20 protein-coding genes and 1 pseudogene are annotated in these 25,628 nt (G+C 60.8%); 13 read left to right on the forward strand and 8 right to left on the reverse strand.

Translation table 11 applies throughout. From position 1 onward, the window contains the following. Nucleotides 1–171: 171 nt before the first annotated feature. From AC5RTT_RS00360 to AC5RTT_RS00375, 4 genes are all read right to left on the reverse strand, one after another. The gene (locus tag AC5RTT_RS00360; protein WP_494143512.1) at nucleotides 172–1,224 is read right to left on the reverse strand and encodes an MBL fold metallo-hydrolase; all 1,053 of its coding nucleotides are present in this window, start codon (nucleotides 1,222–1,224) and stop codon (nucleotides 172–174) included. Nucleotides 1,225–1,478: 254 nt separating this feature from the next. Further along, nucleotides 1,479–2,150 (reverse strand): nitroreductase family protein, encoded by a 672-nt coding sequence (locus AC5RTT_RS00365; RefSeq protein ID WP_494143513.1) that lies wholly within the window; start codon nucleotides 2,148–2,150, stop codon nucleotides 1,479–1,481. 143 nt (nucleotides 2,151–2,293) lie between these two features. Continuing rightward, complete coding sequence (locus tag AC5RTT_RS00370) at nucleotides 2,294–5,542, reverse strand: carboxyl transferase domain-containing protein (RefSeq protein WP_494143514.1); 3,249 nt, start codon at nucleotides 5,540–5,542, stop codon at nucleotides 2,294–2,296. 17 nt (nucleotides 5,543–5,559) lie between these two features. After that, entirely contained in the window at nucleotides 5,560–7,155 is a 1,596-nt protein-coding gene (locus tag AC5RTT_RS00375; RefSeq protein ID WP_494143515.1) for an AMP-binding protein, read from the reverse strand. Nucleotides 7,156–7,329: 174 nt separating this feature from the next. On the opposite strand from AC5RTT_RS00375, the gene AC5RTT_RS00380 reads away from it, so the two are divergent. The 4 genes from AC5RTT_RS00380 to AC5RTT_RS00395 all read left to right on the forward strand — a co-directional run bounded on the left by AC5RTT_RS00380 (nucleotide 7,330) and on the right by AC5RTT_RS00395 (nucleotide 13,070). Next, on the forward strand, nucleotides 7,330–8,394 hold the full coding sequence (locus tag AC5RTT_RS00380; RefSeq protein ID WP_494143516.1) for a CaiB/BaiF CoA transferase family protein: 1,065 nt from the start codon (nucleotides 7,330–7,332) through the stop codon (nucleotides 8,392–8,394). A gap of 10 nt (nucleotides 8,395–8,404) precedes the next feature. After that, nucleotides 8,405–9,064, forward strand: coding sequence for a TetR/AcrR family transcriptional regulator (locus AC5RTT_RS00385; RefSeq protein ID WP_494143517.1), 660 nt, complete (start codon nucleotides 8,405–8,407; stop codon nucleotides 9,062–9,064). 1,051 nt (nucleotides 9,065–10,115) lie between these two features. Continuing rightward, nucleotides 10,116–11,513 carry a 4-hydroxyphenylacetate 3-hydroxylase N-terminal domain-containing protein gene (locus AC5RTT_RS00390; protein ID WP_494143518.1) on the forward strand — a complete coding sequence of 466 codons (1,398 nt, stop codon included), beginning with the start codon at nucleotides 10,116–10,118 and terminating at the stop codon, nucleotides 11,511–11,513. A gap of 180 nt (nucleotides 11,514–11,693) precedes the next feature. After that, nucleotides 11,694–13,070, forward strand: coding sequence for an MFS transporter (locus AC5RTT_RS00395; RefSeq protein ID WP_494143519.1), 1,377 nt, complete (start codon nucleotides 11,694–11,696; stop codon nucleotides 13,068–13,070). Nucleotides 13,071–13,716: 646 nt separating this feature from the next. On the opposite strand, the gene AC5RTT_RS00400 is transcribed toward AC5RTT_RS00395, so the two are convergent. After that, entirely contained in the window at nucleotides 13,717–14,349 is a 633-nt protein-coding gene (locus AC5RTT_RS00400) for a PaaI family thioesterase (RefSeq protein ID WP_494143520.1), read from the reverse strand. Between the two features lie 510 nt (nucleotides 14,350–14,859). Between AC5RTT_RS00400 and AC5RTT_RS00405 the strand changes: the two genes are divergently transcribed. The 8 genes from AC5RTT_RS00405 to AC5RTT_RS00440 all read left to right on the forward strand — a co-directional run bounded on the left by AC5RTT_RS00405 (nucleotide 14,860) and on the right by AC5RTT_RS00440 (nucleotide 21,783). Further along, complete coding sequence (locus tag AC5RTT_RS00405) at nucleotides 14,860–16,044, forward strand: ABC transporter substrate-binding protein (protein ID WP_494143521.1); 1,185 nt, start codon at nucleotides 14,860–14,862, stop codon at nucleotides 16,042–16,044. A 69-nt stretch (nucleotides 16,045–16,113) separates the two neighbouring features. After that, complete coding sequence (locus AC5RTT_RS00410; RefSeq protein ID WP_494143522.1) at nucleotides 16,114–16,995, forward strand: branched-chain amino acid ABC transporter permease; 882 nt, start codon at nucleotides 16,114–16,116, stop codon at nucleotides 16,993–16,995. After that, on the forward strand, nucleotides 16,992–18,065 hold the full coding sequence (locus tag AC5RTT_RS00415) for a branched-chain amino acid ABC transporter permease (protein ID WP_494143523.1): 1,074 nt from the start codon (nucleotides 16,992–16,994) through the stop codon (nucleotides 18,063–18,065). The genes AC5RTT_RS00410 and AC5RTT_RS00415 overlap by 4 nt, the downstream gene beginning before the upstream one ends. Further along, a complete protein-coding gene (locus AC5RTT_RS00420; RefSeq protein ID WP_494143524.1) occupies nucleotides 18,062–18,814 on the forward strand; it encodes an ABC transporter ATP-binding protein in 753 nt (250 codons plus the stop codon). Before AC5RTT_RS00415 ends, AC5RTT_RS00420 begins: the two co-directional genes overlap by 4 nt. After that, nucleotides 18,807–19,511: an ABC transporter ATP-binding protein gene (locus AC5RTT_RS00425; protein WP_494143525.1), complete on the forward strand. Its 705-nt coding sequence runs from the start codon at nucleotides 18,807–18,809 to the stop codon at nucleotides 19,509–19,511. The genes AC5RTT_RS00420 and AC5RTT_RS00425 overlap by 8 nt, the downstream gene beginning before the upstream one ends. Before the next feature lie 305 nt (nucleotides 19,512–19,816). Beyond that, nucleotides 19,817–20,032: a ThiF family adenylyltransferase gene (locus AC5RTT_RS00430; protein ID WP_494143614.1), complete on the forward strand. Its 216-nt coding sequence runs from the start codon at nucleotides 19,817–19,819 to the stop codon at nucleotides 20,030–20,032. 341 nt (nucleotides 20,033–20,373) lie between these two features. Further along, nucleotides 20,374–20,997 carry a TetR/AcrR family transcriptional regulator gene (locus tag AC5RTT_RS00435; protein ID WP_494143526.1) on the forward strand — a complete coding sequence of 208 codons (624 nt, stop codon included), beginning with the start codon at nucleotides 20,374–20,376 and terminating at the stop codon, nucleotides 20,995–20,997. 561 nt (nucleotides 20,998–21,558) lie between these two features. Next, nucleotides 21,559–21,783, forward strand: coding sequence for an ATP-binding cassette domain-containing protein (locus tag AC5RTT_RS00440; protein WP_494143615.1), 225 nt, complete (start codon nucleotides 21,559–21,561; stop codon nucleotides 21,781–21,783). A gap of 216 nt (nucleotides 21,784–21,999) precedes the next feature. Here the strand turns inward: AC5RTT_RS00440 and AC5RTT_RS00445 are convergent. The 3 genes and pseudogenes from AC5RTT_RS00445 to AC5RTT_RS00455 all read right to left on the reverse strand — a co-directional run. Continuing rightward, a pseudogene (locus tag AC5RTT_RS00445) lies at nucleotides 22,000–22,536 on the reverse strand (IS110 family transposase); the annotation flags it as partial. 426 nt (nucleotides 22,537–22,962) lie between these two features. Then, a complete protein-coding gene (locus AC5RTT_RS00450; RefSeq protein WP_494143527.1) occupies nucleotides 22,963–24,198 on the reverse strand; it encodes an NAD(P)/FAD-dependent oxidoreductase in 1,236 nt (411 codons plus the stop codon). Further along, the gene (locus AC5RTT_RS00455) at nucleotides 24,195–24,386 is read right to left on the reverse strand and encodes a ferredoxin (protein ID WP_494143528.1); all 192 of its coding nucleotides are present in this window, start codon (nucleotides 24,384–24,386) and stop codon (nucleotides 24,195–24,197) included. Before AC5RTT_RS00455 ends, AC5RTT_RS00450 begins: the two co-directional genes overlap by 4 nt. Nucleotides 24,387–24,802: 416 nt before the next feature. On the opposite strand from AC5RTT_RS00455, the gene AC5RTT_RS00460 reads away from it, so the two are divergent. Then, on the forward strand, nucleotides 24,803–25,624 hold the full coding sequence (locus AC5RTT_RS00460; RefSeq protein ID WP_494143529.1) for a coniferyl-alcohol dehydrogenase: 822 nt from the start codon (nucleotides 24,803–24,805) through the stop codon (nucleotides 25,622–25,624). Nucleotides 25,625–25,628 lie beyond the last annotated feature (4 nt).

Genomic DNA, 25,628 nt, shown 5'->3' on the forward strand with positions numbered 1-25,628 from the left:
TACTCCCAGGCTTTGAACATAAGGGACCATATGTCGGCCTGACGGGCTGAAAGACCAACGGGGGAGTGGCCTAGCAGCATCCACTCCCTTATGCGTCTTTCAACATGCGATAGTTGCCAGGCCAGCATCCCGCGGCTGGCTCCACCCGGGAGCTTGCCCGGCGGTTTGCCGTCATCGGGACGCAACCGGGCGTGGTTCGATGACGGGTACGTCGATGTGGTGGCCCTGGGAGAGCAGGTACACGACGTGGCTTGCAGTTTCGGAGACCGCCAAGCGCAGCGAGAGGGCTTGCAGGGAGTCCCATCCGCGGGACCACGTCAGGTGGCGGGCGATGTCCCAGACGCTTTCGGGACGGTGCGCCTCCAGCACCCGCAGGACCTCGGCGGAGCGTTCGCGGTTGTGGTGGATCAGCTGTGCTACCCTCCGCTGCATGCCGCGAAACCGGTACTCGTGCGCCGGGCAGACCTCCATCTCGTCCTCGAACCCGATCAAGTCCAGAGAATCGTAGTAGTCAGCCAGCGGGTTTGTCGGCCCGCGCAGCTCCAGCGCTATATGCGGGGAGATGCGCGGCAGGACGTGGTCCCCGCTGAAGATCAGGGCGTGGGGCTCATCGACCAGGCAGATATGCCCGGGTGAATGCCCGGGTGTCGTGACCACGCGCAGGTTCATGCCCTTTACGGGCACCAGGCTGCCGTCGGTGAGCCGCAGATCCGGATCGGCGAGGTTCTGCATATGGTTAAAACCGGGGCGGTCCAGGGCCGCCTCGGCCAGCCGGTCCGCCGGCACGCCCCAGAGCGTCAGTTCCTCGCGGTCGTCGTTCAGAACAACCTCAGGGTCCTCACCGGCGGTAAGCCGGCGCACCTCCCGGTCACCCAGGGCAACCCACGCTCCTGTGGCCGTCCGCAGGCGGGCAGCCATCCCCAGATGGTCCGAGTGATAATGGGTAGCGACAATACCGGTCAGGTCGGTCAGGCCCAGTCCGGCTTTCCGCATTCCCGCCGCCAAATGGTCCAAGCCGACGTCGCTGTCCCACCCCGGATCGATCAGGACCGCGTCACCGTCACCCAGGAGCAGGTAACTGAGGGTGTAACGCATGGGATTGTCCGGAAACGGCACGGGAATAGACCACACCTCCGTACCAAGGCGCTCCACGGGCGGCAGCACCTTGTTCCTCCACGCTTCCTTCTGCACGTGGCCGGTCAGGGTAATCGGCGGCAGGTTCATCATTTCCTCTCAAACGCAGAATGGGTTGCGGCGCCTCCCGCCAGCCCCCGGCCTGGTACATATGCGGGCGGGACCACCGCCAGGAAAGCTCACCGGTGGATCCCAGGAACCCTGCCACCTCGTAGCCGCACTTCATCAGCCGTTCCCACTACTGACCGGGAGTAAGCACATGCACACCGGCTTGGCTCTCGGTTGCCGGCATTATCCTGCTCAAGCACCTTGTGCCGGAACAGGTTCCCGAAACAGGACGTTGATCATGAAGAGCTTCCGTCAACCCAGTGGACCACCTCGTCCAGCCCCGCTCGCCCCGTGCGGAAAGCGTTCACCGGGTCCTCCGGGTCGGCGTATCCGAAGGCCACACCGCAGACAACGAGCCGGTCATCAGAGAGATCGAGGAACTCTCGCACCGCAGTGCTGTGCATGGCGATGGCTGCCTGCGTCACGGTTGCGATTCCCATCGAAGCAGCCGCCAGGGTGAAAAATGCGATGTAGGCACCGCAATCGACTGCCCCGTAAACCCCCATGTCCCGCTCAGTTGTGATAATTGCGACGTGAGGGGCTCCAAAGAAGGAGTAGTTGAGGAGCCCCTGCCTGGTTCGGGCTTCGTAGTCGGCGGACCCGATGCCGAGACTGCCATACAGCGCGTAGCCGGCATCACGGCGCCGCTCGGCATATACGCCGGCGTACCTGGTAGGCATGGGCAGATCCGGCGATGTACCACTTGTCATCGCACACTCGGTCAACTTGGCTCCGAGCGCCTCGATGGCTGTGCCGGTCACGACGTGCACCTGCCACGGCTGCGTGTTGCACCACGACGGACTAGACTGGGCCAGCCGCAGAAGCTCCTCCTGCTCGGCGCGAGGAACCGTGTCGCCGAGGAACCGACGGCAGCTGTGTCGAACCCCCAAAACGTCAGCGAAGTTCATGACTCATGCTCCTTTCTGGGACACATCAAATCTAAGTTTGTGACCCATTAAGCGTCCGGTGACGACGACCTCCGCCTTGTGCATGCGCCAAAGCGGAGCTCGCCAGTCCAGCGTCCCTTCTCCCGGGGGCGTGGAACTTCGCCTCACCAAGAGTCAATGTAGGTGCGGCCCTTGTCTGCCGGGATCACGGCCGCGTCCAGCAGCATGTGTACGATACGGCGGGTGTCGGCCGGATCAATGACGTCGTCAACTTCATGGACGCTGGCGATGTTGAGGGCCTTGCCGCGCTGATAAAGCTCGGCGATAAGCTCTTGGTAGCGGCGCTGCCTCGCCTCCGGATCCTTGATAGCCTCAAGTTCGTCGCGATAACCCAGCCGCACAGCCCCCTCCAGACCCATCCCACCGAATTCGCCGGTCGGCCAGGCAAGCGTGGCCAATGGCGCCTTGAGGTCACCACCGGACATCGCCATGGCACCTAGGCCATAGCCCTTACGGAGCACCACCGCGACCGCCGGCACGGTGATGTTGGCCCCGGCTAAAAACATCCGGCCGAACTTCCGCACCGCCGCCGTCCGTTCCGAGTCGGGTCCCACCATGAAGCCGGGTGTGTCGATGAGCGAGACCAAGGGCAGACGGTGCGCATCCAGCAACTGCAGGAAGCGGGCAGCCTTCTCTGCCGCCTGGGTGTCGATCGCGCCCCCAAGATGACTGGGGTTGTTGGCCAGGATGCCGATGCTGCGCCCCTCGATCCGGGCTAGACAGGTGAGGATGCCTACTCCGTACTCCGGGCGCAGCTCCAGGACGCTGTCTACGTCGGCGATGAGTTTAATGGCCCGCCGGATGTCGTAGGCGCGGAGCCGGTTCTCCGGTACTACGTGCCGCAGCCGACGCTGGTCGTGAGCAGTGTGTACCTCGAGACGCGATTGGAGCACGTGGCCCAGGTATGACTTGGTGGCGGTGACCGCCGCAGCCTCGTCGTCAACCAGGATGTCGATGACGCCGTTCGGGACCTGCACGGAGACCGGCCCGATCTCCTCGGGAGCGAAGATGCCGAGACCGCCGCCCTCGATCATGGCAGGACCGCCCATTCCAATGTTTGTGTCTCGGGCGGCGATGATGAGGTCGGCCACCGATGCCAAGGCAGCGTTGCCGGCAAAGGTCCTGCCGGCTGCGATAGCGACCAAAGGTACTTTCCCGGAAAGGCGAGCGAGCTGGGTGAAAGTCTCATCATCGAGCTGGGCGATAGCAGCCATATCGGTATCCCCAGGCCGACCGCCCCCACCCTCTACGAACAGGACGACTGGAAGTCGCTGCTCGCCTGCGATACTGAACAGCCGTCGCATCTTCGCGTGGTTGAAGAACCCCTGGGTGCCGGCCATCACCGTGTAGTCGTAGGACATCACGACGACCTGACGGCCGTTGACCGAGCCGATACCGCCGACCAGTCCGTCGGCCGGAGTCTTCTGTACCAACTCCTCGACCGTACGACGCTGACGCTGCGCGGCAAGGACGAGACCGCCGTACTCGATAAAGCTGTCGGAATCGCAGAGGTCGGCGATGTTCTCGCGCGCGGTGCGACGGCCGACCTTGCGGCGCCTTTCCACGGCGGCAGGTCGGGAGCGGTCGAGAGTATGGGCACGCCGATCGAGCACTTCGGCGAGGTCCGAACGTACGATGTCCAGGTCCTCGTCTTCAATCGCGGAACTTACGATATCCAGGTCCTCGTCCACCCGAACGGTCAGCAGGACCTGTCCGCCCTCTACCGCGGCCCCTTCCTCCACTCCGACCCGCTCGACAACACCCCCACGCTCGGCGAGGACGATGTGCTCCATCTTCATCGCTTCGAGCACTAAGAGGGTCTGGCCGGACCCGACGCTCTGTCCCGGCACCACAAGGCTCTCCACCACGATGCCCGACATTGGAGCCGTGACGGCATCGCAACCGTCGGGAATGACCAGATCCTCGGAACCGGGCTGTTCACTCTGAGATGCGTACGTAGGCCTGAAAAGCGGCGGCGCGACCGGAGCCGCCAGCAGCGTCGACAGCTCACGCTCAACAAAAGTCGTGTCGGTGCCACCGGCCCGAAAATCGGGATGGTTGAGGATCGTCTGGAGCAGTTCTATATTGGTCGCTATCCCGGCAATGGCGACCTCCCTCAGCGCTCGAACACCCCGCTCTGCCAATTGATGTAAGCTCCCGGATTGTTGCGTCAGCACAATCTTGGCGAGCAGCGAATCATAACGGGGGTTGGCGACCATCCCGACGTGCGCGTGAGTGTCAACTCGTGTCCCCGGCCCTGTTGGCAGCTGTAGCGCGGAAATGCGGCCCGCGCTGGTCACCACCGAACCATCCGCTGCGAGGCGGTCTGTGGTTACGCGTAGCTGCATGGACGTGCGGGTAGGCGAAGCTACTCCGCCCGCAATACCGAGCTCGCGGAGCGTCCCACCGGCGGCCACGCGGAGCTGAAGCTCGACCAGGTCGAGGCCAAGGATCTCCTCCGTGATGGTGTGCTCCACCTGGATGCGAGGGTTTACCTCGAGGAAGGCGAACTGGTCCTCGTGCACAAGAAACTCGACCGTGCCAAGCCCCCGATAGTCTGTCGCCTGGCCAAGTGCCACGGCGTGACGCAGGATCTCGTGGCGCTGCACCTCAGGCAGTCGTGCCGGTGCGATCTCGATAAGCTTCTGCCGACGTCGCTGGACGGAGCAGTCGCGATCCCACAGGTGAATCACGTCTCCGGTGCCGTCGCCGAGAATTTGAACCTCGATGTGCCGGGCGCGCGGAAGCAGTTGCTCAACGTACAGGTCACCTGAGCCGAACGCCTTGAGCGCCTCGGATGAGCAACGCTCGTAAGCGGACGGAAGCTCGCCCAAAGACTTCACCGGCAGCATCCCGCGACCCCCGCCGCCGGCAACGGCCTTTACCATCACCTCGGCACCCTCGCCGAGATCGCGCATAAACTCAGTGGCCTGGTCCAGGCTGGTCGCGCCGACTGTGCCCATAAGCAGCGGGACCGATAGCTCTTGGGCGGCCTCTCGGGCTCTTGTCTTGTCACCGAAGCGACGCAGCGTCTCCGGTGTTGGACCAACGAACACAATGTTCGCTGCCTCACAGGCGGCGCCGAGTTCTGCGCTCTCGGCCAGGAAGCCGTAACCGGGGTGCACGGCGTCGGCACCTTGCCTCAATGCTGCGTCGATAATCGCGTCAACATCGAGGTAGGCCGCGGGGCCGCTTCCCGAGAGCTCGACGGTCTCGTCCGCGTGGGCACGGTGTCCGGAGTCGGCATCGTCGCGGGGCGCGACAGCGACAGTCTGAATGCCCATGGCGGCCGCAGTCCGCATGACCCGGACGGCGATCTCACCCCGGTTGGCTATCAGCAGCTTCTTGAACATAGGTCAGTTTCCTTTACTCACGCGCGTCGGCTGATCTTGATGCCCGAGGCCTCGAGGTCCCACACGGGGCCTCCGGTCGGTTGCCGGAGCAGGTACTTTTGGATCTTCTGCGTTGGAGTCTTAGGCAATTCGCTAACCACCTCCACGTACCGGGGCACCATAAAGTAGGGCATCCGGGCCGCGAGGAACTCGATCAGCTTTGCGCAATCCAGCTCACGGCCCTCGCGAGGCACCACGACGGCCTTGATCTCGTCCTCCGAAAGGTCGGAGGGGACGGCGACGACCGCGGACTCCAGGATGTCGGGGTACTCGTTGAGACTGCGCTCGACCTCGAAGCTGGAAACGTTTTCTCCCCGGCGGCGCAGGGCGTCCTTCCGGCGGTCCACGAAGTAATAGTTGCCCTCGCCATCGCGTTTAAAGATGTCTCCAGTGCGTACCCAGCCGTCCACGACTGTCTCGGCCGTCTTATCAGGGAGCCCGTGATAACCAGTCATCACCTGCAGGGGAGAATCCGGCTTCACCCACAGCTCACCCGCCATTCCATCGGGAACGTCCGCGCCATCCTCGCCGACCAGGCGCAGCTGGTACCCGTGCCTGGCCTTGCCGGCCGACGCCGGGACGACATCCTCGGGTTCGCTATACATGACGGACCCGATCTCGCTCATGCCGTATACGGCGCCAACCTGGAGTCCGAAGCGTTCCTGGAAACGGTCGATGTTGCTGGCAAGCGGGGCCATCACAGCAAACTCCAGCGGGTTGTCGGCATCATCATCTCGTGGTTCGGCCTGCTGCAGCAGCTCCGCCACGGCACCCAGCATCGTGGTCTCGGTGATGCCGAAGTCGCGGATCCATCCCCACCACCGACTCAGCGAGAAACCCGGCTGGATCACGCACGTTGCCAGAGCGATGAGGGATTGGTAGGCGCCGTAGTACTGGCCCGCGAGGTGGAACATGGGCAGCATGACAAGGATCCGGTCCTCAGCTCGCGGTCTCGCAGCGTCCTCGCGCGACGCATAGGTGTAGACCTGGGCATGGCTCATCTCGACGCCTTTGCTGACACCCGTCGTGCCCGAGGTGTACATAATGGCCAACAGGTCGGCGGCGTCCGCCTCCTCTTCACCAGCCGACCCGGCCTCGAAAAGCGCTTCGAAGCGGAGCACACGAAACCGGGAGTCTTTGAGGGCTGCACCCTCTCCGCCGCGCACGACGACTGTTGCCAGTTCCGGCACGGCGTCGGCGACAAGAGCCAAGCGCTCAGCATAGTGGTCTTCCACCACCAGAACACTCGAACCACTGTCGCGCAGCTGGTGTGAGAGGAAGCTGCCCTTGTACGCCGTATTGATTGGTGTCTGTACACGCCGGGTCAAGCCCAGTCCGTAGGCCACGGAAAGGAAGTCAAAGGAATTATCCAGCATTAGGGCGACGCGGCCCTGCGGCTTCACGCCGAGGGAGACCAACCCGCCTGCTACTTCAAGGGCACGCGCATAGGTCTGTTCGTAGGTCCATTCCGTACCGTCGGCCTCGATATAGGCAACCTTGTGCGGTACGGCGGAAAGCGCCCGGGCGAAAGCCCGGTTCATAGTCCGTTCATTGACTTCTGGAAGACCCCTCACTGCGTCATCCTTCCTAAGTTCAGGTGCATCTAGGTAGCAATGGCCTTACATCAATGTAAAGTGGTAGCCACAGCACGAAATTACTTTTTATCCGAGCAAGACGTTCTAGTGCAGGACTTTACATCAACGTAAAGCAAACCGCCATAGCAGCGTCACCACTAACTGGAGGTGCACATGATGGGCGCGCTCGAAGGCTTAACCATTGTGGAACTCGCTGGCATAGGGCCAGCGCCCCATGCCGTCATGGCTCTATCGGACCTCGGGGCCACCGTTACCCGGGTGGTTCGTCCCGGCGCTGAAGGCGTCAACTCGCATACCTTGCGAGGGCGCCAGCATGTCGTCGGACTGGATCTGAAGTCACCTCAAGGACGTGAGGAAGCGCTGCAGCTGATTGCGGAAGCGGACGTGCTGGTGGAGGGCTTCCGGCCTCAGGTCACCGAGCGTTTGGGCTTGGGGCCGGCCGACTGCATGTCCGCCAATCCCCGTTTGATCTATGCGCGTGTCACCGGCTGGGGTCAAGACGGTCCGCAGGCACTGATGGCCGGTCACGACATTAACTATTTATCGCTTACTGGGGTCCTCGAAGCCATCGGTACTCCAGAGACCCCGGTGCCACCCCTCAACCTGGTGGCTGATAACGGCGGCGGATCAATGTTCGCCGTCGTGGGAATCCTCGCGGCTCTCTGGCGCCGCGAACGGCTGGACTGCGGTCAGGTCATCGACGCCGCGATGGTCGATGGGGTAACGGTGCTCGCTCAGCAGGTTCTCGAGCTTCAGGCTCAGGGAAAGTGGGGCGTCGATGGCCGCGGCACAAACATTCTCGATGGCGGCGCGCCTTTCTACCGCACATACCGGTGCCGCGACGGGAAGTTCCTTGCCGTCGGTTCCATCGAGCCACAGTTCTACTCGCTCTTACTTGCCGGGCTGGGCTTCGACCAGGCCGTGTTGCCCGATCGGGACGACCGGGCAAACTGGCCACGTCTCGCAAAGATGTTCGCTGACCGCATCGCCGAGAGAAAACGTGACGAGTGGGCCGAGCACTTTGCGGGGACGGATGCATGTGTCACCCCAGTGCTGACCTTCGCAGAGGCCTGCGAACACCCCCACATCCGGGCCCGTGGCTCCCTGACGAGCTCCCCAGATGGACCCACGGCGGGCACAGCGCCGCAAATTTTGCCCGTGAGAGTCGGAGACACCCATCCCACGGTCGCGTCCGCCATGGGCAATAATCGGTGTTAAGGAGGCAACTATGAACAGCATTCGCAGCAGCAGCGGATCAAAAGCAACTCGCGCGACGAGGAATGGAAAGGGTCCACGTCCTGAGACCGCCGCGCAGATCCTCGATGCAGCCAGTGGTGTTTTTACCGAGCTCGGATACGGGCGGGCAACTATTGCGGACATCGCTACCGCTGCGGAGAGCACCCGCCCCACCGTCTACTCCTACTTTTCCTCCAAGGAAGACGTCTTCCGCGGGCTGGCCGAGCGGGTTCGCGAGGAGTTCGGTGCCACGCAGCGCGTGCCAGGGCATCTGCCGCCTGACCAAATCATCCGACTCACAGACCTCGCATACCTCCGCGCCTACGCCCGGAACGTCGGCCTGCTCACCATCATTCAGCATCAATCGTTGAGTGACCCCGGCATGACGGACCTCTGGCAAGACATTCACGGGCGGATCAACAAGACCCACTGCCACTACATGCAGAAACTTGTCGACAATGGCCAGGCACGGCCAGTTGCGTCCATTGATGCCGTCGCGGATGCCGTCAACGGCATTGTGATGCGGTTCAGCCAGCTTGTCGCCGAAGACCCTGCCCGCTTCGACAAACTTGGCGACGACCTGGTGCGCATCCACCTGGCAATGCTGGGCATCAGTAGCGGTCTCGTGGAGGAAAACGCCTCAGCCACGTGATGGCACCCCCAGGGCATGGCGACGCATTAACACTTGCGGTGCTGCGTCTGGACGCTCGTCCGAGACCATTGTTCGGGGGGCCGCGCCCGCAGGGTGGCTGCACACCCCCTGCAGCCACCGCCAGGGCCACCTAAGCGATAAGAACTCCAGGATGCCCGTCGGCGCGAGGGCACTTCGGCTCCGGCGCCCCGGACCGTACCGCAGGACGGCAGCGTATTCCCGGCACTTATCTCCAGAGTCAACAACTAAAGAACAGAACTCTCTGCTTGATACCCCATCGCCTTCTCGCTGCACAGCATCGGAACGAGTGCGGGCCCCTGCCGCCAGCAATTTACCGGCGGGCCCGCAACACAGCCCAGCAGAGCACCAAAGCCAGCTGCAGATCCTCCCCGTATACCGGGGCCCGGCCACCCCTGACCGGCCTGGGCCGGGGCGGATCCCGAGCGTGCCGAGCACCGCCCGGGCATAATCCCGGCGCCACCCGGTCAGCTCACGACCTCGTCCGGGATCCTTCCCTTCCGGACCCTGTCACCAGTCCGATAAGACCTGGCCAGCTGCTTCGTCACGGCCTTTCGCTCCGCTATCGTCAACCCCATTCACACCGCGTAACCCCTCATCCGCAGACCCGGCAACCACCGATCCGGCCGGAGGATTATTCATGAGGCAACGTATCCCCCTTCGCGGAGGTTGATTACGAGTCAACGCGGATACTTGACGCCAGTGTAAAGCGCGGCTAGCCTTGACTTCAGGTCATCGCCACCGTAAAGGGCGCTCTGGATTTCGCGATCAACCCCTTGGTCAACAACCCCGACCCTGGGCTACTGCTCGACCACATACGTCGACCACAAGAGGTAGCAGACACGATGCGGGCCTCGACTTCGCACTGGCCACCCTTGGTGCGCAGGTTTTGTAGCAGGAATCGATTCCCCGATTCGACTCCGCATTATCCCTGAGTGACGTGAAATTACGTCCCTCACCTAAAACCCTGGATGTGGAAAGCTTGTGACCCCCAAGTCGCGGCGTTTCCCGGACCCTGTTAGGAGAAACAACATTGACTCTGCGCACAGCAGCCCAGTACCGGGAAGCTCTCAAGGACGATCGACGTGTCGTGTATCAAGGTGAGGACGTCAAGGACGTCACCCTATTTGAAGAGTTCGAGTCCGCGATCGCCCATTCAGCTCTGGGATTTGATATCGCCGAGAAGGAGCCAGACCTGGCCGTGGCGGACGATGGCGACGGCCCCTATACGGCCTTCTACCGGGTGCCCCGGACAGCGGAGGACCTAAAAAGGCGTGGAGCCCTTATCGAATCTGTCTGCAGACTGGGTGCCGGAACAATCGTCCTCAAGGAAGTGGGCAGTGATGCGCTCTTTGGGTTGCTGCGCGCTACAGTCGGCGAGGGGCTGGAAAACGCCAGAGCGTTTCACCAATACTGCTGTGACAACGACGTGGCACTTGCGGTCGCTCAGTCTGATGTGAAGGGGAACCGCGGCCTCGGGCCGAGTCAACAGAACGATCCGGACCTCTACGTTCACGTGGTGGATGAAGACGAAGACTCGATAACGGTCAGCGGAGCAAAAGTGCACACCTCGTTTTCCGCCAATGCTGACGAGCTTATAGTTCTCCCGACGAGGGCTATGGGACCGGATGACTCCGAGTACGCTGTCAGCTTTGCAATACCGGTCAATACGCCTGGACTTACCCTGTACGTTTCTCCGTTCCTCCACGGGGAGAGGAACAGCTTTGAGCACCCTGTTTCGTCCAAACACAAAATGCTCGAAAGCCTCACCGTATTTGACAGGGTTCGCGTCCCGAAATCAAGGGTCTTCGTCAATGGGGACACTGAGGCGGCCACGCGACTTGCACTCGCCTTTGTGGAATACCACCGATTTACGGCAGTCAATTACAAGCTTCCGCTCCTTGACCTCTTTGTTGGCGCTGCCATGATTGTCAGCGAAGCCAACGGAATCGAAAAAGCGGGGCACGTACGCGGCAAAATCACCGAACTCATCACTTGGGCAGAGACCGTGAAGGGCTTCGCCGAACTGTCGTCCGCACGGTCGAAAATGGGCAGTAACGGTGTGTTCCTGCCAGATCCCCTCGCTACAAACATGGCCAAATATTACTTTTCACACGGCTTCCATCGCGCAACGTCCCTGCTGCTTGACCTGGCGGGCGGTCTGGTTGCGACCGGCCCAGGCGGCGGAGACTGGGCCAATCCAGAGGTTAGAGCGGTTCTGGAAAAGTACTTTGCTGCTGCCGCTCCCGCCAACGAACGCCTGCGAGTCATCAATCTTGTAGGCGATCTCTGCGCTAGTCAGTGGGGCGGATACCAGGCTGTTCTCGCCACGCACGCTGAAGGCTCAGTGGAGGCTGAAAAAATTCAGATCCTTAGGTCGTATGACAGCGCACGGGCGCGCGCATATACGGAATCACTGATCAAGGATTGATGTCTCTCGGCCCGCCTACACGACGGAGAGAGCGCCCTCACTGTCACTGTTACAGTTGCGCGCTCAGGAAACGTGGACGCGATCAGCTCAAGGTCGCAACACACCTTTACTTGCTGTCTTCGCTTTAGGAGTTCAGCCCTGCTGTGCCCGCGAACAATCACAAACATCAAAAGGAAAGCCATGAACACTTCAAAGACAACGACGTGGGCGATGGCAGCAGAGAAAACGGGATCACCGATTGCCAGACTAGATCGGCTTCCGACGGGTAGGGTGCACGTTTTCTGGATCGCCCTGCTTGGCTCCGCTTATGTCGTTGAAACCTTCGATAACCTCGTCTTTTCATACACTGCGCCTACAATCATGGCCGAATGGGATCTCAACCTCGCACAGATCGGAATGCTCACCTCAGCTGTATTCATCGGCATGATGTTTGGTGCCGTGGCTGGTGGCCGGCTTGCGGATTTGCTGGGCCGAAAACCGGTGCTGATTTGGGCCTCTGTGTTTTACTCGCTCACGTCGCTTATGTCTGCGATCGCCCCCAATTTCGAGATGCTATTTTGGAGCCGAGTCCTTACCGGCATCGGTGTACAGGCCGCAACCGGCATAGTGATCGTCTACCTCAGTGAAATGTTCCCGCGCGCGACGCGAGGACGCTTTTTCACGATCGTGACAATGCTGGGTTTTCTGGCGTCTCCGCTGACGGCTTTCATAGCTCGGATAATCGTTCCTCAGGGCGTCGGGGCGTGGCGTTGGATGTTTGTTATCGGCTCGGTCGGCATTCTGATCGCCGTGGTTGTTGCGATCTGGCTCCCTGAGTCGGTGCGTTGGTTGGCCACTCACGGCTATCAGGACAAGGCCGAGAAGACGGTAGATCGACTTGAGGTAGAGGCGTTGCAGCGCGGCCCGCTTCCCGCAATTGAGGCCGAGGAGGACATCGCGGCAAACCAGGGATCATTCCGGGAATTGTTCAACGTCGTATACATGCGACGACTGCTTGTACTGGGCTCGTCCTTTTTCCTTATGGTCTTCGCCTATTACGGTATTACCGCGTGGCTAACCACGATTCTCGGTACGCGTGGGATGAGCCAGGCGGATGCGCTGGGCGTTGTGGGTATTGCCTCGCTGGCCGGGTTGGCAGGCCCGGCCCTGTTGTTCGCCTTTGCCGACCGCATCGAGCGTAGAACAGCAGTGCTCATTGCGGGACTCCTTGCTGCTGTGGGCGTCTTCTTATTCACGCTCTCGGCTTCATCGCCGGTGCTCACGGTCATTTCAGTCTCTTTGGTCTTTGCTGCGTCCCTGGCTGCTAGCACCACCTGGTACACCTATATGCCTGAGGCCTTCCCGACATCGGTCCGCGGAGTAGGGGCCGGCACCGTGAACGGCATGGGGCGATTTGCGGGCGTTGTGCAGGGAATGGTGGTGGCCGGGATGCTGCAAGGCGTAGGCGAGACGGCCACTATGCTCATGATCGCAGCCGCCTTCGTGCTCATGGGCCTCCTGGCACTGCTCGGGCCAAAGACTACCCGCCGCTCGCTCGAAGAGATTTCACACGGGTGACTGTTCTACGTCTGGAGACCTCAGGTAGGCGAGACCCAGAACACATTTGATCTGAGCTCAACCGTATCCAAGTGCACAGACGGCCGAGTAACAGCGGCACGGCCTTGCGGGTGCTCTTGCCGGGGGGTTCCTCCACTCCTAGGAAGCCTGTCAGCACCTGCTGATAGGCTTCCTAGTTCTCTCTGCGATTACGTCGCTTCAGCACTGTCGGCTCCTTTAAAACTTCCTTGGGCTGTTGTCTCGCGAATCAGCAGATGGGGCGTCAACAACACGGTCAACGTCCGCACCGGCGAGGAGCAGAGCGTCCATCTTAATAGATGACAGCTGCACATAGCGGAGCCTTGCGAATTTCCTGTCGTATCAATGTAGTGGTCTCAACTCCGGAAAGGTTGAAGCAGCGCGGCTGGATGAGCCCACGTGTGGCGGCAAGGGGCCCCTTCCTTCCTGGCTAACCTATCTGTTGGAGGAGGACTGATCTTCTCGATCGCAGGGCCGCCCGGAAGATCCCGCTTCCGATGGCATGACAGTAGCCGCGGGTCTGAACGTGCCGACTATTGCCGGTGGTTCACCTGGCAGATACAGCTCGTACGGACTGCCTGCGTAGAAGCCTTCATTCTCTGCTCTGCATGGCGGGAAGTTGCGGCTGTTAAGGCTGCCCGTTTTTGAGTTCGACGAAAAGACCTTCGGCATCGGCGCAGATCGTGTCCCCGTGCCGAAGCTCAGCGGCGAGATATCGCTTGCGCCCTTCTTCCCGCACGAACCGCGCCGTAAAGTCCAGCTCGACCCCGATCTGGGCAACATTTCGATAGTTCACATGCAGATAAGCTGTGCGGCAACGTGCCCGTCCGCTGGTCATCGAGAGCCGACCTAGTACCTCGTCGAAAACCAGCGTTATTGCGCCACCATGGGCTGCCCCTTTGCTGCCTAAGAAGTGCCGACCAAAGACAACGGTGCCGGCGAGCTGGTACTCGTCGATGGACGTGACAGTGAAGGGTGGAATCAACGTCTGTGCGCGGCCGTCCAAGTCAATTGAGCGACCAAAAACCTCTTCAAGATCCGGCGTTTGAAACGGCTCGAGCAGGTCGGATGCCCCCTCCAGAAGCAGGCTGATTTTCAACAGGGTAGCGGCATCCGGTTTCCCACCAGCCGTGAGGTCCAGAAATCGACGGAGATTATCGATCATGCTGACGTACCGTTCGATGCCGAGCTTGTCTTCAGATCCCCGTCCCGGGAAGGTGTCCCAATTAATTTGTTGTTGGATTGGCCGGCGAGCGTGCATGTAGTTCTCCTGTGTGCTGTTTTCTCCGGCGCACGAATGGCGGCCTGAACGGAACTATGAAAAGTATGTGTGCCACATTCGGCTTACCCAAAGGGGGCGACGGCTTATATTGAGCCAGCAGGAAGAAGCGCGAATAACATCAATAAATTGATGATAAGTGGAAATTGTCATCTTAGCTATATGGACGTCCTGGCCATTAAAACTTCCTGTCTCCGGGAGCAATAGGCAATTAATTTGGAAACGGAGACGAATACGATTCTCCATCGGTCTCCGCTCGCGTGTCTGCAACCCAGATTTAGATCAGTCTGCTGCTAAGGGCTTGCTGGGAACTGTTGCGTTGACATTAGCGTCAACGGCCCGGTAATGTGAGCGGGACCACAGATACCCTCGTGATGGCGCTTGGATGTTTACGGCCCTGACCGATGGGTGCGAGGGGGACCAGCATGTCCACTCCACAAATGAGCCGATTGGCTATTTCAGGGCCAACTGCGGCAAGAAAGTTGCACTCCTATGAAGCTAAATACCTGGGCCGTCGCCGCTTCGTCGGCTGCCATCTGTCTTGCACTCTCTGGGTGTGGCTCCTCCGCCTCCTCGAGCGAAGAGAACACGATCCACATCGGAGTCATTGCCCCGTTGACTGGGGCAGCATCGGTGTACGGCAAGAGCATTACGGAGGTCATGCAAGTAGTCGTTGACGACACCAATAAGGCCGGCGGTATTGAAGTAGCCGGCAAGAGCTATAACCTCGACCTCGCCCTGTACGATGACGAACAGAAACCCGAGGCGGCCCAATCGGCCGCCCGAAAAGCCCTCGATGAGGGCATGGACTACATCGTGGGCCCCTTTGGTTCCGGCACTGCATCCTCTGTCCAGTCCATCATGGCCCAGTCCGATGCCTTCTGGCAGCTGTCCACGTCAACAGTCGACGGACCGACCAAGAACCCCAACGTCTATCGCAGCGCTCCCGGTATAGCGGTCTACGCGGATACAACGCTCGACTGGCTCAAGAAGCACCCCGACATCAAGCGGATCGCCGTCATCACCGACCAGATGCACACAGGCTTCACCAGCCAGCAAGATTCCTTCCGCAAAGGGGTAGAGGCTTTGGGCGTCGAGGTCGTGCTCGAACAAAAGATGAAGCTAGGCGACACGGACTTCCGGGCACCGATCACTCAGATGCTTGCTGCCGACGTAGACCTCTACATCCTCAATGCGTATCCTTCGGAAACAATCCAGATCACGAAGCAGGTCAAAGAGCTCGGCGGGACCGTGCCGCTCCAGTGGAAGGCAGGCCTCACAAATGAGCAGGTTCGCACTCTGATTAACGACAACGACACCATGGCCCGTGTAACTCAAGCCACCCCCCTTGTTAACCTGGATTCCTACTTGTCCGACGGGAACAAGACTGCGCTCAAACTCTCCGAGGCGCTCGGCGGTGATGCTGGCCCCTTTGCGGCGAGTGCGTTCGACGGAATGCAGATACTCCTTGAAGGTTTCAAGGGAGCCGATGAAGTCTCCCCGGCCGCACTCCAAAAATCATTGGCTGAGCTGAAGATTGACCAGATTAAAGACCGCACCCTTCAGGAGTTCTTGCCCCAGGATGGCGACAGAGTCTTCAAGGACCGCGAGGTCCTCATCAATGGCTCCGCAACGAAATGGGATTCGGCCAGCGAGGGCTGGGTTCTGGACAAATGACGCAGCTGGCGGACCTCGAGAGAGATCCGCCCCTGACCTCCAACGACCGACTCAGCAAGAAAGCTTCGGATGGACCTCTTATTGCAACAAATCGCCAACGGACTTGTGCTCGGCGGCGCCTATGTGATGGTGGCGCTAGGACTATTTCTGGTCTTTAGCGTCCTTCACCTTCCAAACTTCGCGCACGGCGAAATGTTCGCCCTGGGTGCATATCTTCAGTACTCACTCGTAGTGGGTGCGGAAATGCCGTTCTTTATCGCGATCCTCATCGTGGTCGCGGTTGTCGCCGTCGTCGGCATTATCCTCGAACGGTCAATCTTCCGCCGGCTTCAATCGTCGAATACACTCGCGGTCCTTGTGGGCTCGCTCGCCCTTGCCATAGTGCTGCAGGAAATCATCTCGCTCACCTGGGGCGTCGATCCTCTGGCAGTCCCAGCACCAATTTCCGGATCGACAACACTTGGCTTGGTGACGATCGCCGACTACCGTCTTGTCATCATCGCCGTTACTGTCGGTGTCGCCCTCGCCGTTGGTTGGCTCGTCTACCGAACCGCGTTCGGTCGCTCCATGCGTGCTCTCGCCCAGAACCGTGAGATCGCCTCGCTTGCAGGGCTGAACGTACCGCGAATTGGCACCATGACCTTCGTCCTGGGTGCTGCAATCGCTGGTCTGGCCGGGGCCTTGCTAGCACCCACAGTTAATCTCGAGCCTCATATGGGCTTCCACCCTACGTTGGTGTCGTTCGTTATCCTCGTCATCATCGGCGGGGGAGGCAAAATGCAATCTGTCGTTTGGGGCGGATTCATTATCGCTACCGTCGAGACGCTGGCGGCAGGCTACATCTCGAATGACCTCCGCAACATGGTGGTATTCATCGCACTCGTGTTGTTCCTCTCCCTTCGGCCCGACGGTGCATTCCGTCAGGCCTCTGTCCTGAAGGCGCAGTTATGACTCTCACGAACTCCTCCGTCGTGGCATCCGCGGTGCCAGCCGCACGGCTGTTCCGCGATGACACGGGACTCCGTCTCCAGTGGCGGATACTCATTGCGTCGGCAGTGATTGCCCTTGGGTGGATATGGTCATCCTTTATCACCAACCACATGACGTACACCATCACGGCGATATTGGCATGGTCCCTCATCGCCTCAAGCCTGAATATCACGGTCGGTTTCGCGGGCCAACTCAACCTCGCGCAGGGCGGTTTCCTCGCTCTAGGCGCTTATCTGGGCGTCCTGGGCACTGGCCACTGGGGGTGGCCCGGCGAACGTACCCTTCTTGTAGCCGGAGTGGCCGCGTACCTGCTGTCGACCCTCCTGGGTTTCGTTATTTTTCGTGCCCGTGGGCTGCACTTCGCCCTTCTTACGGCTGGAATTTCGATAGTCACCTACAACGTACTTATCTCTTGGCAGTCAGTGACAGGGGGAGCGTCGGGCATCTCTACCGCGGGCCCCATTGCGGAAGGCGGCTCGGTCAGGCCGCTTGTCCTGTTCGGGCTGGAGTTCAGGACGGCTCAGCATTACCTCCTCGTAATGCTTGTGGCACTAGTCGTGCTGACCCTTGCGATCAGTATTATTTCCCGGCGCAAGATGGGGCTCTCCTGGCAGGCTATCCGGGATGACGAAGTTCTAGCCGCATCGGTCGGCGTCAAGGTTAACAAAGGAAAACGCAGTGCCTTTGTCGCGTCATCCGTGCTGGCGGCGCTCAGCGGGGTACTGTTCGGCCACTGGCTGGGCTTCATCACACCTGGGTCCTTTTCATTCGTCGACGCGTCCTTCGAACCCCTGGCCATGGTAATCATCGGCGGTGGCGGAACATTGCTTGGCCCAATCTTCGGGGCGTTATTAGTGGTTGGCATCCCCGAAGTCTTCAAAGACTTCGAGTCGGTCTCGTCTTTGATCTACGGCATACTGCTCCTCTTGGTCATTCTTCTCGCCCCGAAAGGCTTGATGGGCGTTGTTACGGCTGCCGGAAGATCTCTGGGCAAAAAGGGAATGTCACTCGTGAAAGGCAAAAAGTCATGACGGCTCAGATCGCGAAGGAGCACAGCGGTACCAAGGCCGATGACATCGTACTGGCCACCCACAACATTGGAGTCCGATTCCAAGGTCTCAAGGCCCTCTCAGATGTATCGATCAACCTCCCCCGGCATACCATTACCGGACTGATTGGGCCTAATGGGGCCGGTAAGACGACTTTGGTCAATGTGCTGAGCGGCCTTACGCCGCCGTCTCAGGGAGATGTCGTGTACGAGGGTGCGGATGTCAGACGATGGGGCCTCGCTGCTGCCGCTCGTGCCGGGGTGGCTCGTACCTTCCAAGCATCCAAGGTATTTCCCGCTTTCACAGTGCTTGAAAATGTAGCGATCGGGGCACTCAATGCACGCCGTCCTGTTGACGTGGATCGGATTTTGGAGCTCATGGAACTTCAGGAACGGCGTCATAGCGGTGCAGGTCAGCTTTCCTTCGGTGAGCTCCGCCGGCTCGGTGTAGCGATCTCACTGGCAACCTCTCCAGAGGTAATCCTGATGGATGAACCCGGGGCCGGCCTGACAGGCAATGACCTCGACTGTCTTCGTGAGGCCATTCATCGAATCCGGGACGAAGGATGCACTGTGCTTCTGGTCGACCACAATATGCGCTTCCTGATGAACACGGTTGAGCGCGTGGTTGTCCTTGAGGGGGGAAACGTCATCTGTGAGGGAACACCGACAGCCGTACAGAAGGATGATCGCGTTCTCGCAGCCTACCTGGGAGGAGCAGCACATGCTTGAAATAAAGGCACTCAGCGCTGGTTACGGCAAACGACGAATTGTCCGCGACATTGAACTCTCCGTAGGTCCAGGAGAGGTCGTCAGCGTCCTCGGCGCCAACGGTGTCGGAAAGAGCACGCTCATGCGTACAATCGCCGGCCTGCTACCAGCTCTCGCCGGATCAGTAGAATTTGACGGTCAGGACGTTACGAAGGTTCCGGCACACTCGCGGGTCAAAGCCGGATTAGCGTTCGTACCCGAGGGACAGCAGTCCTTCCCGGCGATGTCAGTAATGGATAACCTGCTGATAGGTGCGCGTTTGCGCCCCCATGTGGCGGCGCACCTTGAGGCGCACCTCGAGCCGCTCTTCACACTATTCCCAAAGCTCAAGCAGCGACGCGAGCAACCAGCAGGCACACTGTCCGGCGGCGAGCGTCAAATGCTTGCCATAGCCAGGGCACTGCTGTCCCAGCCGAAAGTTTTGATGCTGGACGAGCCCTCGCACGGCCTTGCCCCGATCGTCGTAGAGCAACTTGCTGATACGATCGCAACCATCGCCGAGACAACCTCGATCCTGCTTGTTGAGCAGAACCTCAGCGTTCCCACCAGATGCGCGACCAGCGTCGTTGTGCTGGAAGACTCACACATCATCATGCGCGGTGAGCCGACCGAAATTCTAACTTCTGACCATGTCGTGTCGGCATACCTCGGCATTTGACCCCAAAAAGTGGAACACCCCAGCGGCGGACTACTAGACCGAGCACTTGACAATCGGGCAGATCCGCACAGGCATGCAGCCCAAGTCTGTGTACCTTGCAGTTCACTGCCACGGAGGACGGGGAAACCGTTGCGTTTTCGCATACAGATCTGGAATCGTACGAGCTCGGTTACCCTGGTCTTCTCGAGCTGATTGGAGCCCCAGTCGTAGGAGCTCTGGTCTTCGCCGAGGGCGCTGTGGCGGGAGACCTCTGAACAGGCACAGGGGAGCGATTGAAACTTGACCACCTCGTCATTACCGACCCGGTGCGCCAAATTCTGACTCTCGCTCCTCGTAAAGCACCGAGCGCCTCCCCGGAGTACGACCGCCAGGCACGGCTGTTCGGTGATCGGGGCCAGGAAATACTCAAAAGGCAGAAAGTGGCCGTTGTCGGTCTCGGCGGGGCGGGATCCTTAATCAGTGAACAGCTCGCTCGGCTCGGAGTCGGGCACCTGGTTCTGATCGACTCCCGACGTGGTTGAGACGTCCAACCTGTCGCGGATTGTTGGAGCGCGCCGACGCGATGCCCACCCCTGGAAGCACGCCAGGATGTTTGCTAAGAGGCCTCGGGGGACCCCTTCCCACCGCAGCTTTACAAAAGGTACATATCGGCGTTTGAAAAACGCCGGGAGTGCCTGCAGAAGGAGTTGTTTCGTGCCATCGTTCGTGGCACTTCTGCCCAGATTCGGAAAGTCAGAACTGCTCAGCTAGCGCCCGGTCCACGCAGGAATGTGCAGGAAGGCAGGGCCAAAAGGCGCAACGGAGATCCGGGAGGCCTTATTCAACTAGTATCATTCCGAGCCTTATGAATATGGGAGATGCTGTGACACAGCCCGAGAAAATTGCTTGGTTCAAGCGGACAGAGTACGACCGCAGTGACAGTGAAACGCGCGCACAACTCTTGAAGGCGGCGGAACAGGTATTCGCTGAGGTGGGCTACTCGAAGGCCACCATTGCCAGCATTACCGAGGTGGCGGGTGTGTCGCGTGCGACCTTCTATGCGTACTTTCGGTCGCGCCGGGAGGTCTTCTATGTCTTGATCGAACCCATCCTCGATGGTGTTCGCACCGCGCAACGGGCAGTGGGCGTAGACGCAGGTGATCCCCGCGCGGTAATTGAGTCGTCCATCATCACCGTGATGCGTTTGTACTCTCAGAAGGCCTCACTGCTTACAGTCATAGAACAGCAGGCCAGGGTAGACAACGTGGTTGCCGAGTTGTGGAACGTGTTTTGGGAGGGGCAGATTGTTCGGCAAACTCGATTCATTGAGAGAATGCAGGCTGAGCAGCTTATCGGGCCGGAGGTCGAGCCCCGGCTTACCGCCGAAAGCCTAACAGTCGTTCTCCTTCATCACGGAATCAAGAGCGGCAGCGTTTCCGGGGACGAATTAGACGCTTTGGGCCGTAGTCTCGCCCACATTTATGGGCGGACCATTGGTTTGCGCTAACGCTCGGGTACGCCACTTCAGCTTGAACTTCCGGAATGGTCGGCACGTAAATCCTTGAAGCCTGGCTGCGTGCAGCCTGAAAGGGAGAACAGCTTAGAACCCTGCAAGCGATACACCGATGATGGCTATCACCAGAGCATATTAGGGTTTCACGGATCGGCATGGGAAAACCGCTCACCCATCCGGATCGCGTCCTGGGAGACAAGGCAGGTACCTCCAGGACCAATCGCGAGTGGCCAGCCAAATAGGGCTATCAGGACGATAATTCTGGAGGAGTCCCACGAAGTAGCGGACCGGAAGACATGGCGGATCTCCGTCAGCAGTCGACGCGGAGCCTACAAAGGTCGCAGAGCCGAAGAGCGGAGATTCGCATCGGCCCCCCGGTCAACGGACCTTCATGGAACTTCTCCATCACTTCTCTCTCTTTGTCTCGTGTATGCGGTGCAGCGGCTTCGGTGACTGAGGGTTTTTCCCGTGGGAGTTGGCGGTTGCGGCCACGGAACGCCCTGCACTTACCTTCTTGAGGAACACGGATCCACCGACCTGGACAGCTCAGACATTGTGCTTGACGTTCGCGACATCGCATGTGGCCCCCTGGCCGGCGCGTCTTTCAAGCTCCGTCGCGGTGAGATCTTGGGTGTCGCTGGCCTGCTCGGCTCGGGACGATCGACCCTCCTTCGCGCTCTTTTCGGCGAACGGCGGCGGGAGCGCGGCGAGGTGTTGCTCGACGGCAGCGCCGTGACCTTCAGCAACGCCCGCCAGGCCATGTGCGCGGGGATCGCGTAGGTGCCGGAAGATCAGGCGACCGAAGCGTCGTTCCTCGGTATGACCGTCCGCGAGAACCTCTCGGCCGCCGACGTCATGAAATACTGGCGTGGCCTGCGCCTTCGCCATCAGATAGAAGGCGGTGATGCGCGAGCTTAGATCTCGGAGTTTCTGATCAAGACGCACTCTGACGACCAGCCCATCGACACCCTGTCGGGTGGAAATGCCCAGAAGGTAGGCCGAGTCATAGGTAATTTGGATCGCCGGTGAGATGAAGGTCTGGGCGCGCAGAAACCGGTCGTGGGTCTGGGTCCAGGTCGCTCCACGTGAGTAGACGATGCCTTGGCGCAGCAGCAGCTTGGAGACCCGATGCCGTGCCCGCATCGCATCAGCGCGGGCGTCGTCACGGCCACGGACCAGATTCCGTGCCGCTTCTCGTTCTATCGACGGAACCGTGACCTCGACGATCTCGCCGAGCTTCAACAGCCGGGCCAGATGCAACGCGTCCCGGGCATCGGTTTTGACCCGATCGCCGGTCGGCCTTTGCAGCTTCGATGGCGCAGCGACGACCGTGTCGATCTCGGCACCGATGAGATGCCTGGCCAGACCGAACCCGGTCGGCCCGGCCTCATAGGTCATCACTTTCCACGGCAGCGGCAACGACCTGATCCATGACTCGATCTCACGATCATCCGGTGCCAGACGCCGGCGATGGACCTCGCCGGTCTCCTCGTCAATCGCGCATCCCACGACGGATCGTGCGTGCACATCCAAACCGATACTCGTACGATTTCTGTTTACCGGGGCCTCCCACAACTATCGGATAGGCCGAGCAGGCGGCCCCTGCTCGGTAACCCACGAATCTTGTGAGTGAGGCCCCGGCCCGCAACCCCTCAGCCAATCGGAGCGGTCCTAAATACCGTCTAGCCCTGGTCCAGCAACGCAGTCACGAACTCGGACGGGACGGCTTGGACATCCGCACGGCTGCCACGATGCCGGTGGCGGTCCGCACTGCCTACGACGCGCCGTTTGAGTTCGGGGGAGTCGTCAGCGGGGAGACCGTGCTGATTCCAGTCTCAGAACTCGGCACTGCGACCACGTCGCGCTGTGGGCCGCGCCGTGGCGTCCCGCGGAAGCCTGGCGTTGCAAAGCGCGCTCACCTGCTGACTCAGACCCGCGCGACCCGACGTCGCTGGTGAATCACAGCGTGATGCTGGAGCGCTTGCGCTGCTCGGCGAACGCCAAGGCGTCCTCGAAGCTGGTGTCTTTCATGATCATGCCTCGGTACTTCATGATCATGGACTGGCCGTTCACGGTGAGCGCTCCGATGAGGCGCGCCCCACGCCTGTACAGCGCGACCAGGTGTCTCTCTGCGGGGTCCTCATTTAACCTGTCGTCGACAACGACGAGCTCGTCTGCCTCAGGCGCGCCCACGAACTGTATCCGGGAGCCGTACCAATCGGACCAATAGTAAGGAACCGTCTGATACGGAGCGGCTGCCTCCGGGTTCAAGGCGTTGCGCGCCGCCGCCGCTCCTTGCTCAGCGGCCGCCGTCCAGTTCTCCATCCGTTGACGGATTCCCAGTGCCTGATTCGGCCAGGACGCCACGTCCCCTGCCGCGTATACGCCCGGAGCGCCTGTCCACAGGGTCGCGTCGCATCGCACGCCATTTTCCAGAGTCAGCCCTGAGCCCGAGAGCCACGTGACCGCTGGCTCCACGCCAATGCCTACGACTACCAGGTCGGCCGGGAGCCGGGTCCCGTCGTCCAGTACGACCTCGCGAACGCGATCATCACCCTCGAGCCGCGCCACAGATCGGCCGCACAGCAGCGAGGTTCCATGTGCCCCGTGCATAGATGCGAGCCTTGTCCCCATGCGCGATCCGACTGCCCTCGCAAGTGGTGCGTCTGACGCTTCGACGATCGTCACGCTACGACCGAGCTTCCGAGCGCTCGAGGCGACCTCAGATCCGATGAATCCTGCTCCGATGACGACGGTCCGCGCACCTTCCAACAAGGCGGTACGAACGGCAAGCGCGTCATCCATCGTGCGGAGTGCATGCACTCCGACAAGTTCCGGTGTGTGTGGAAGGGATCTTGCAACGGTGCCCGTTGCCACGACCAGCGCGTCATAGGTTACTTCGCCAGTCGACGTTGTCAGGATCTTCTTGCCGGCGTTCAGCGACAGAGCGACAGTCGCGAGGCGCAAGTCGACTCCAAGGTCGTCGCGCAGGAACGACTCCTCGCGAAATGCGCCCGGCTCGACGCTGCCCTCGAGCACCGCCTTCGAGAGAGGGGGCCGGTCGTAGGGGAGGTGCGTCTCGGCTCCGATGAGGGTGATGCGCCCCGTGTGCCCCGCCTTTCGTGCCGCCTCAACGGCGCGCAGACCGGCCAGGGAGGCGCCGACGACAACCAGGCTCTGGTCCGCTGAGCTCATTCTGCTAGTCGCAAGGCCTCGGTCGGGCAGCCGGCGACCGCCGCTGCGAGATCTGCCACCTTGTCGGGCGGAACGTCCTCCTTCAGGAGGACAAGATCCCCTGCGTCGTTCACTTCGAAAAACTCAGGCGCGAGGGACTCGCAGATGCCGAGCCCGGTGCACTTGGCAAAGTCGATCTGGACCTTCATGTGTTGATCTCCTGACGCATCAGAGGTGGAACGATTCGCGCTCAGCTTGGCTGCGCTTCGGTCCCCCGGCGGGGGTATGGGTTCAAACTATACAGAGATGTCAAGTACACCTCCAGCATTTTTCGCACCGATCTCTACGGCGCCTTGCGCAAGCTGACGATCTCGGGATCGCGGTCCGCGCAGCCGGGCACATCGCCTCAACAGGCGTGAATAGCGCCCTTTCGCCGGATTTTCTGGAGGTGAGGTCCTGGTGGGGGTCGCTGATCCTTCGTGCCATCCCACCTTCTTGGGGCGTGCACGACGGACGTTTCGGCGTAGCAATATCCGCATCCTTGGACACTTACTTGACGCGAGTGTTAAGTTCTGCAATGCTCCTTGTGGCGTGAGCGCCATCACAACTCAAAGGAGAGCTGCTCGTGAAAACCATTACCCACCTGCCCGGGCTGGAAGGCCGCCGCTGTGTCGTAACCGGTGCGGCATCGGGGATCGGCGACGCCGTCGCCCGACTGCTGATCGACAGTGGAGCTGAGGTGGTCAGTCTCGACTTGCAGAAGCCTTCGGCGCCGGTGGCCGAGCACGTCGAGTGCGACCTGAGCGACCCGGCCGAGATTCGCTCGGCAGCCGCCCAGATCGGCGCGCTCGACGTGCTGTGCAACGTGGCCGGCGTACCCGGCACCAGGCCCGCCGAGCTCGTGATCAAGGTCAACTTCCTCGGGCCTCGGCTGCTGACGGAGACGCTCCTGCCTGCCATTCGTAGCGGCGGAGCCGTCGTGAATGTCGCTTCGACGGCCGGGTTCCGATTCCAGGAGCGTCTGCCGCAACTGTTGGAGTGGCTGTCGACCGATTCCTTCGAGAGCGGTCTCGAGTGGTACCAGCGCAACCCGCTGCACGAGTCCGCTCCGGAAGACGTCGGGTCCTACGGGATCTCGAAGGAGGTCATGACCGCCTACACCATGGCGGCGGCCGGTCGTCAGCTCGGGAAGGGCGTTCGCGTCAACGCTGTCAGCCCCGGGCCGGTCGAGACTCCCATCCTTGGTGACTTCGAGGCCTCGATGGGCAAGCCGGTCCTCGACTGGATCAAGGACACCGTGGGACGGCACGCACGCCCGTCGGACCTCGCCCCGATCGTCGGCTTCCTCGCGTCCCCCGCCGCCGGGTGGGTCAACGGCATCAACGTCGTCGCCGACGGCGGGATGCTCGCGAGCATGGTCACCGGGTCAGTCGCGCTCCCCGGATGACCAT

Source organism: Arthrobacter sp. Y3221157 (assembly GCF_059089865.1).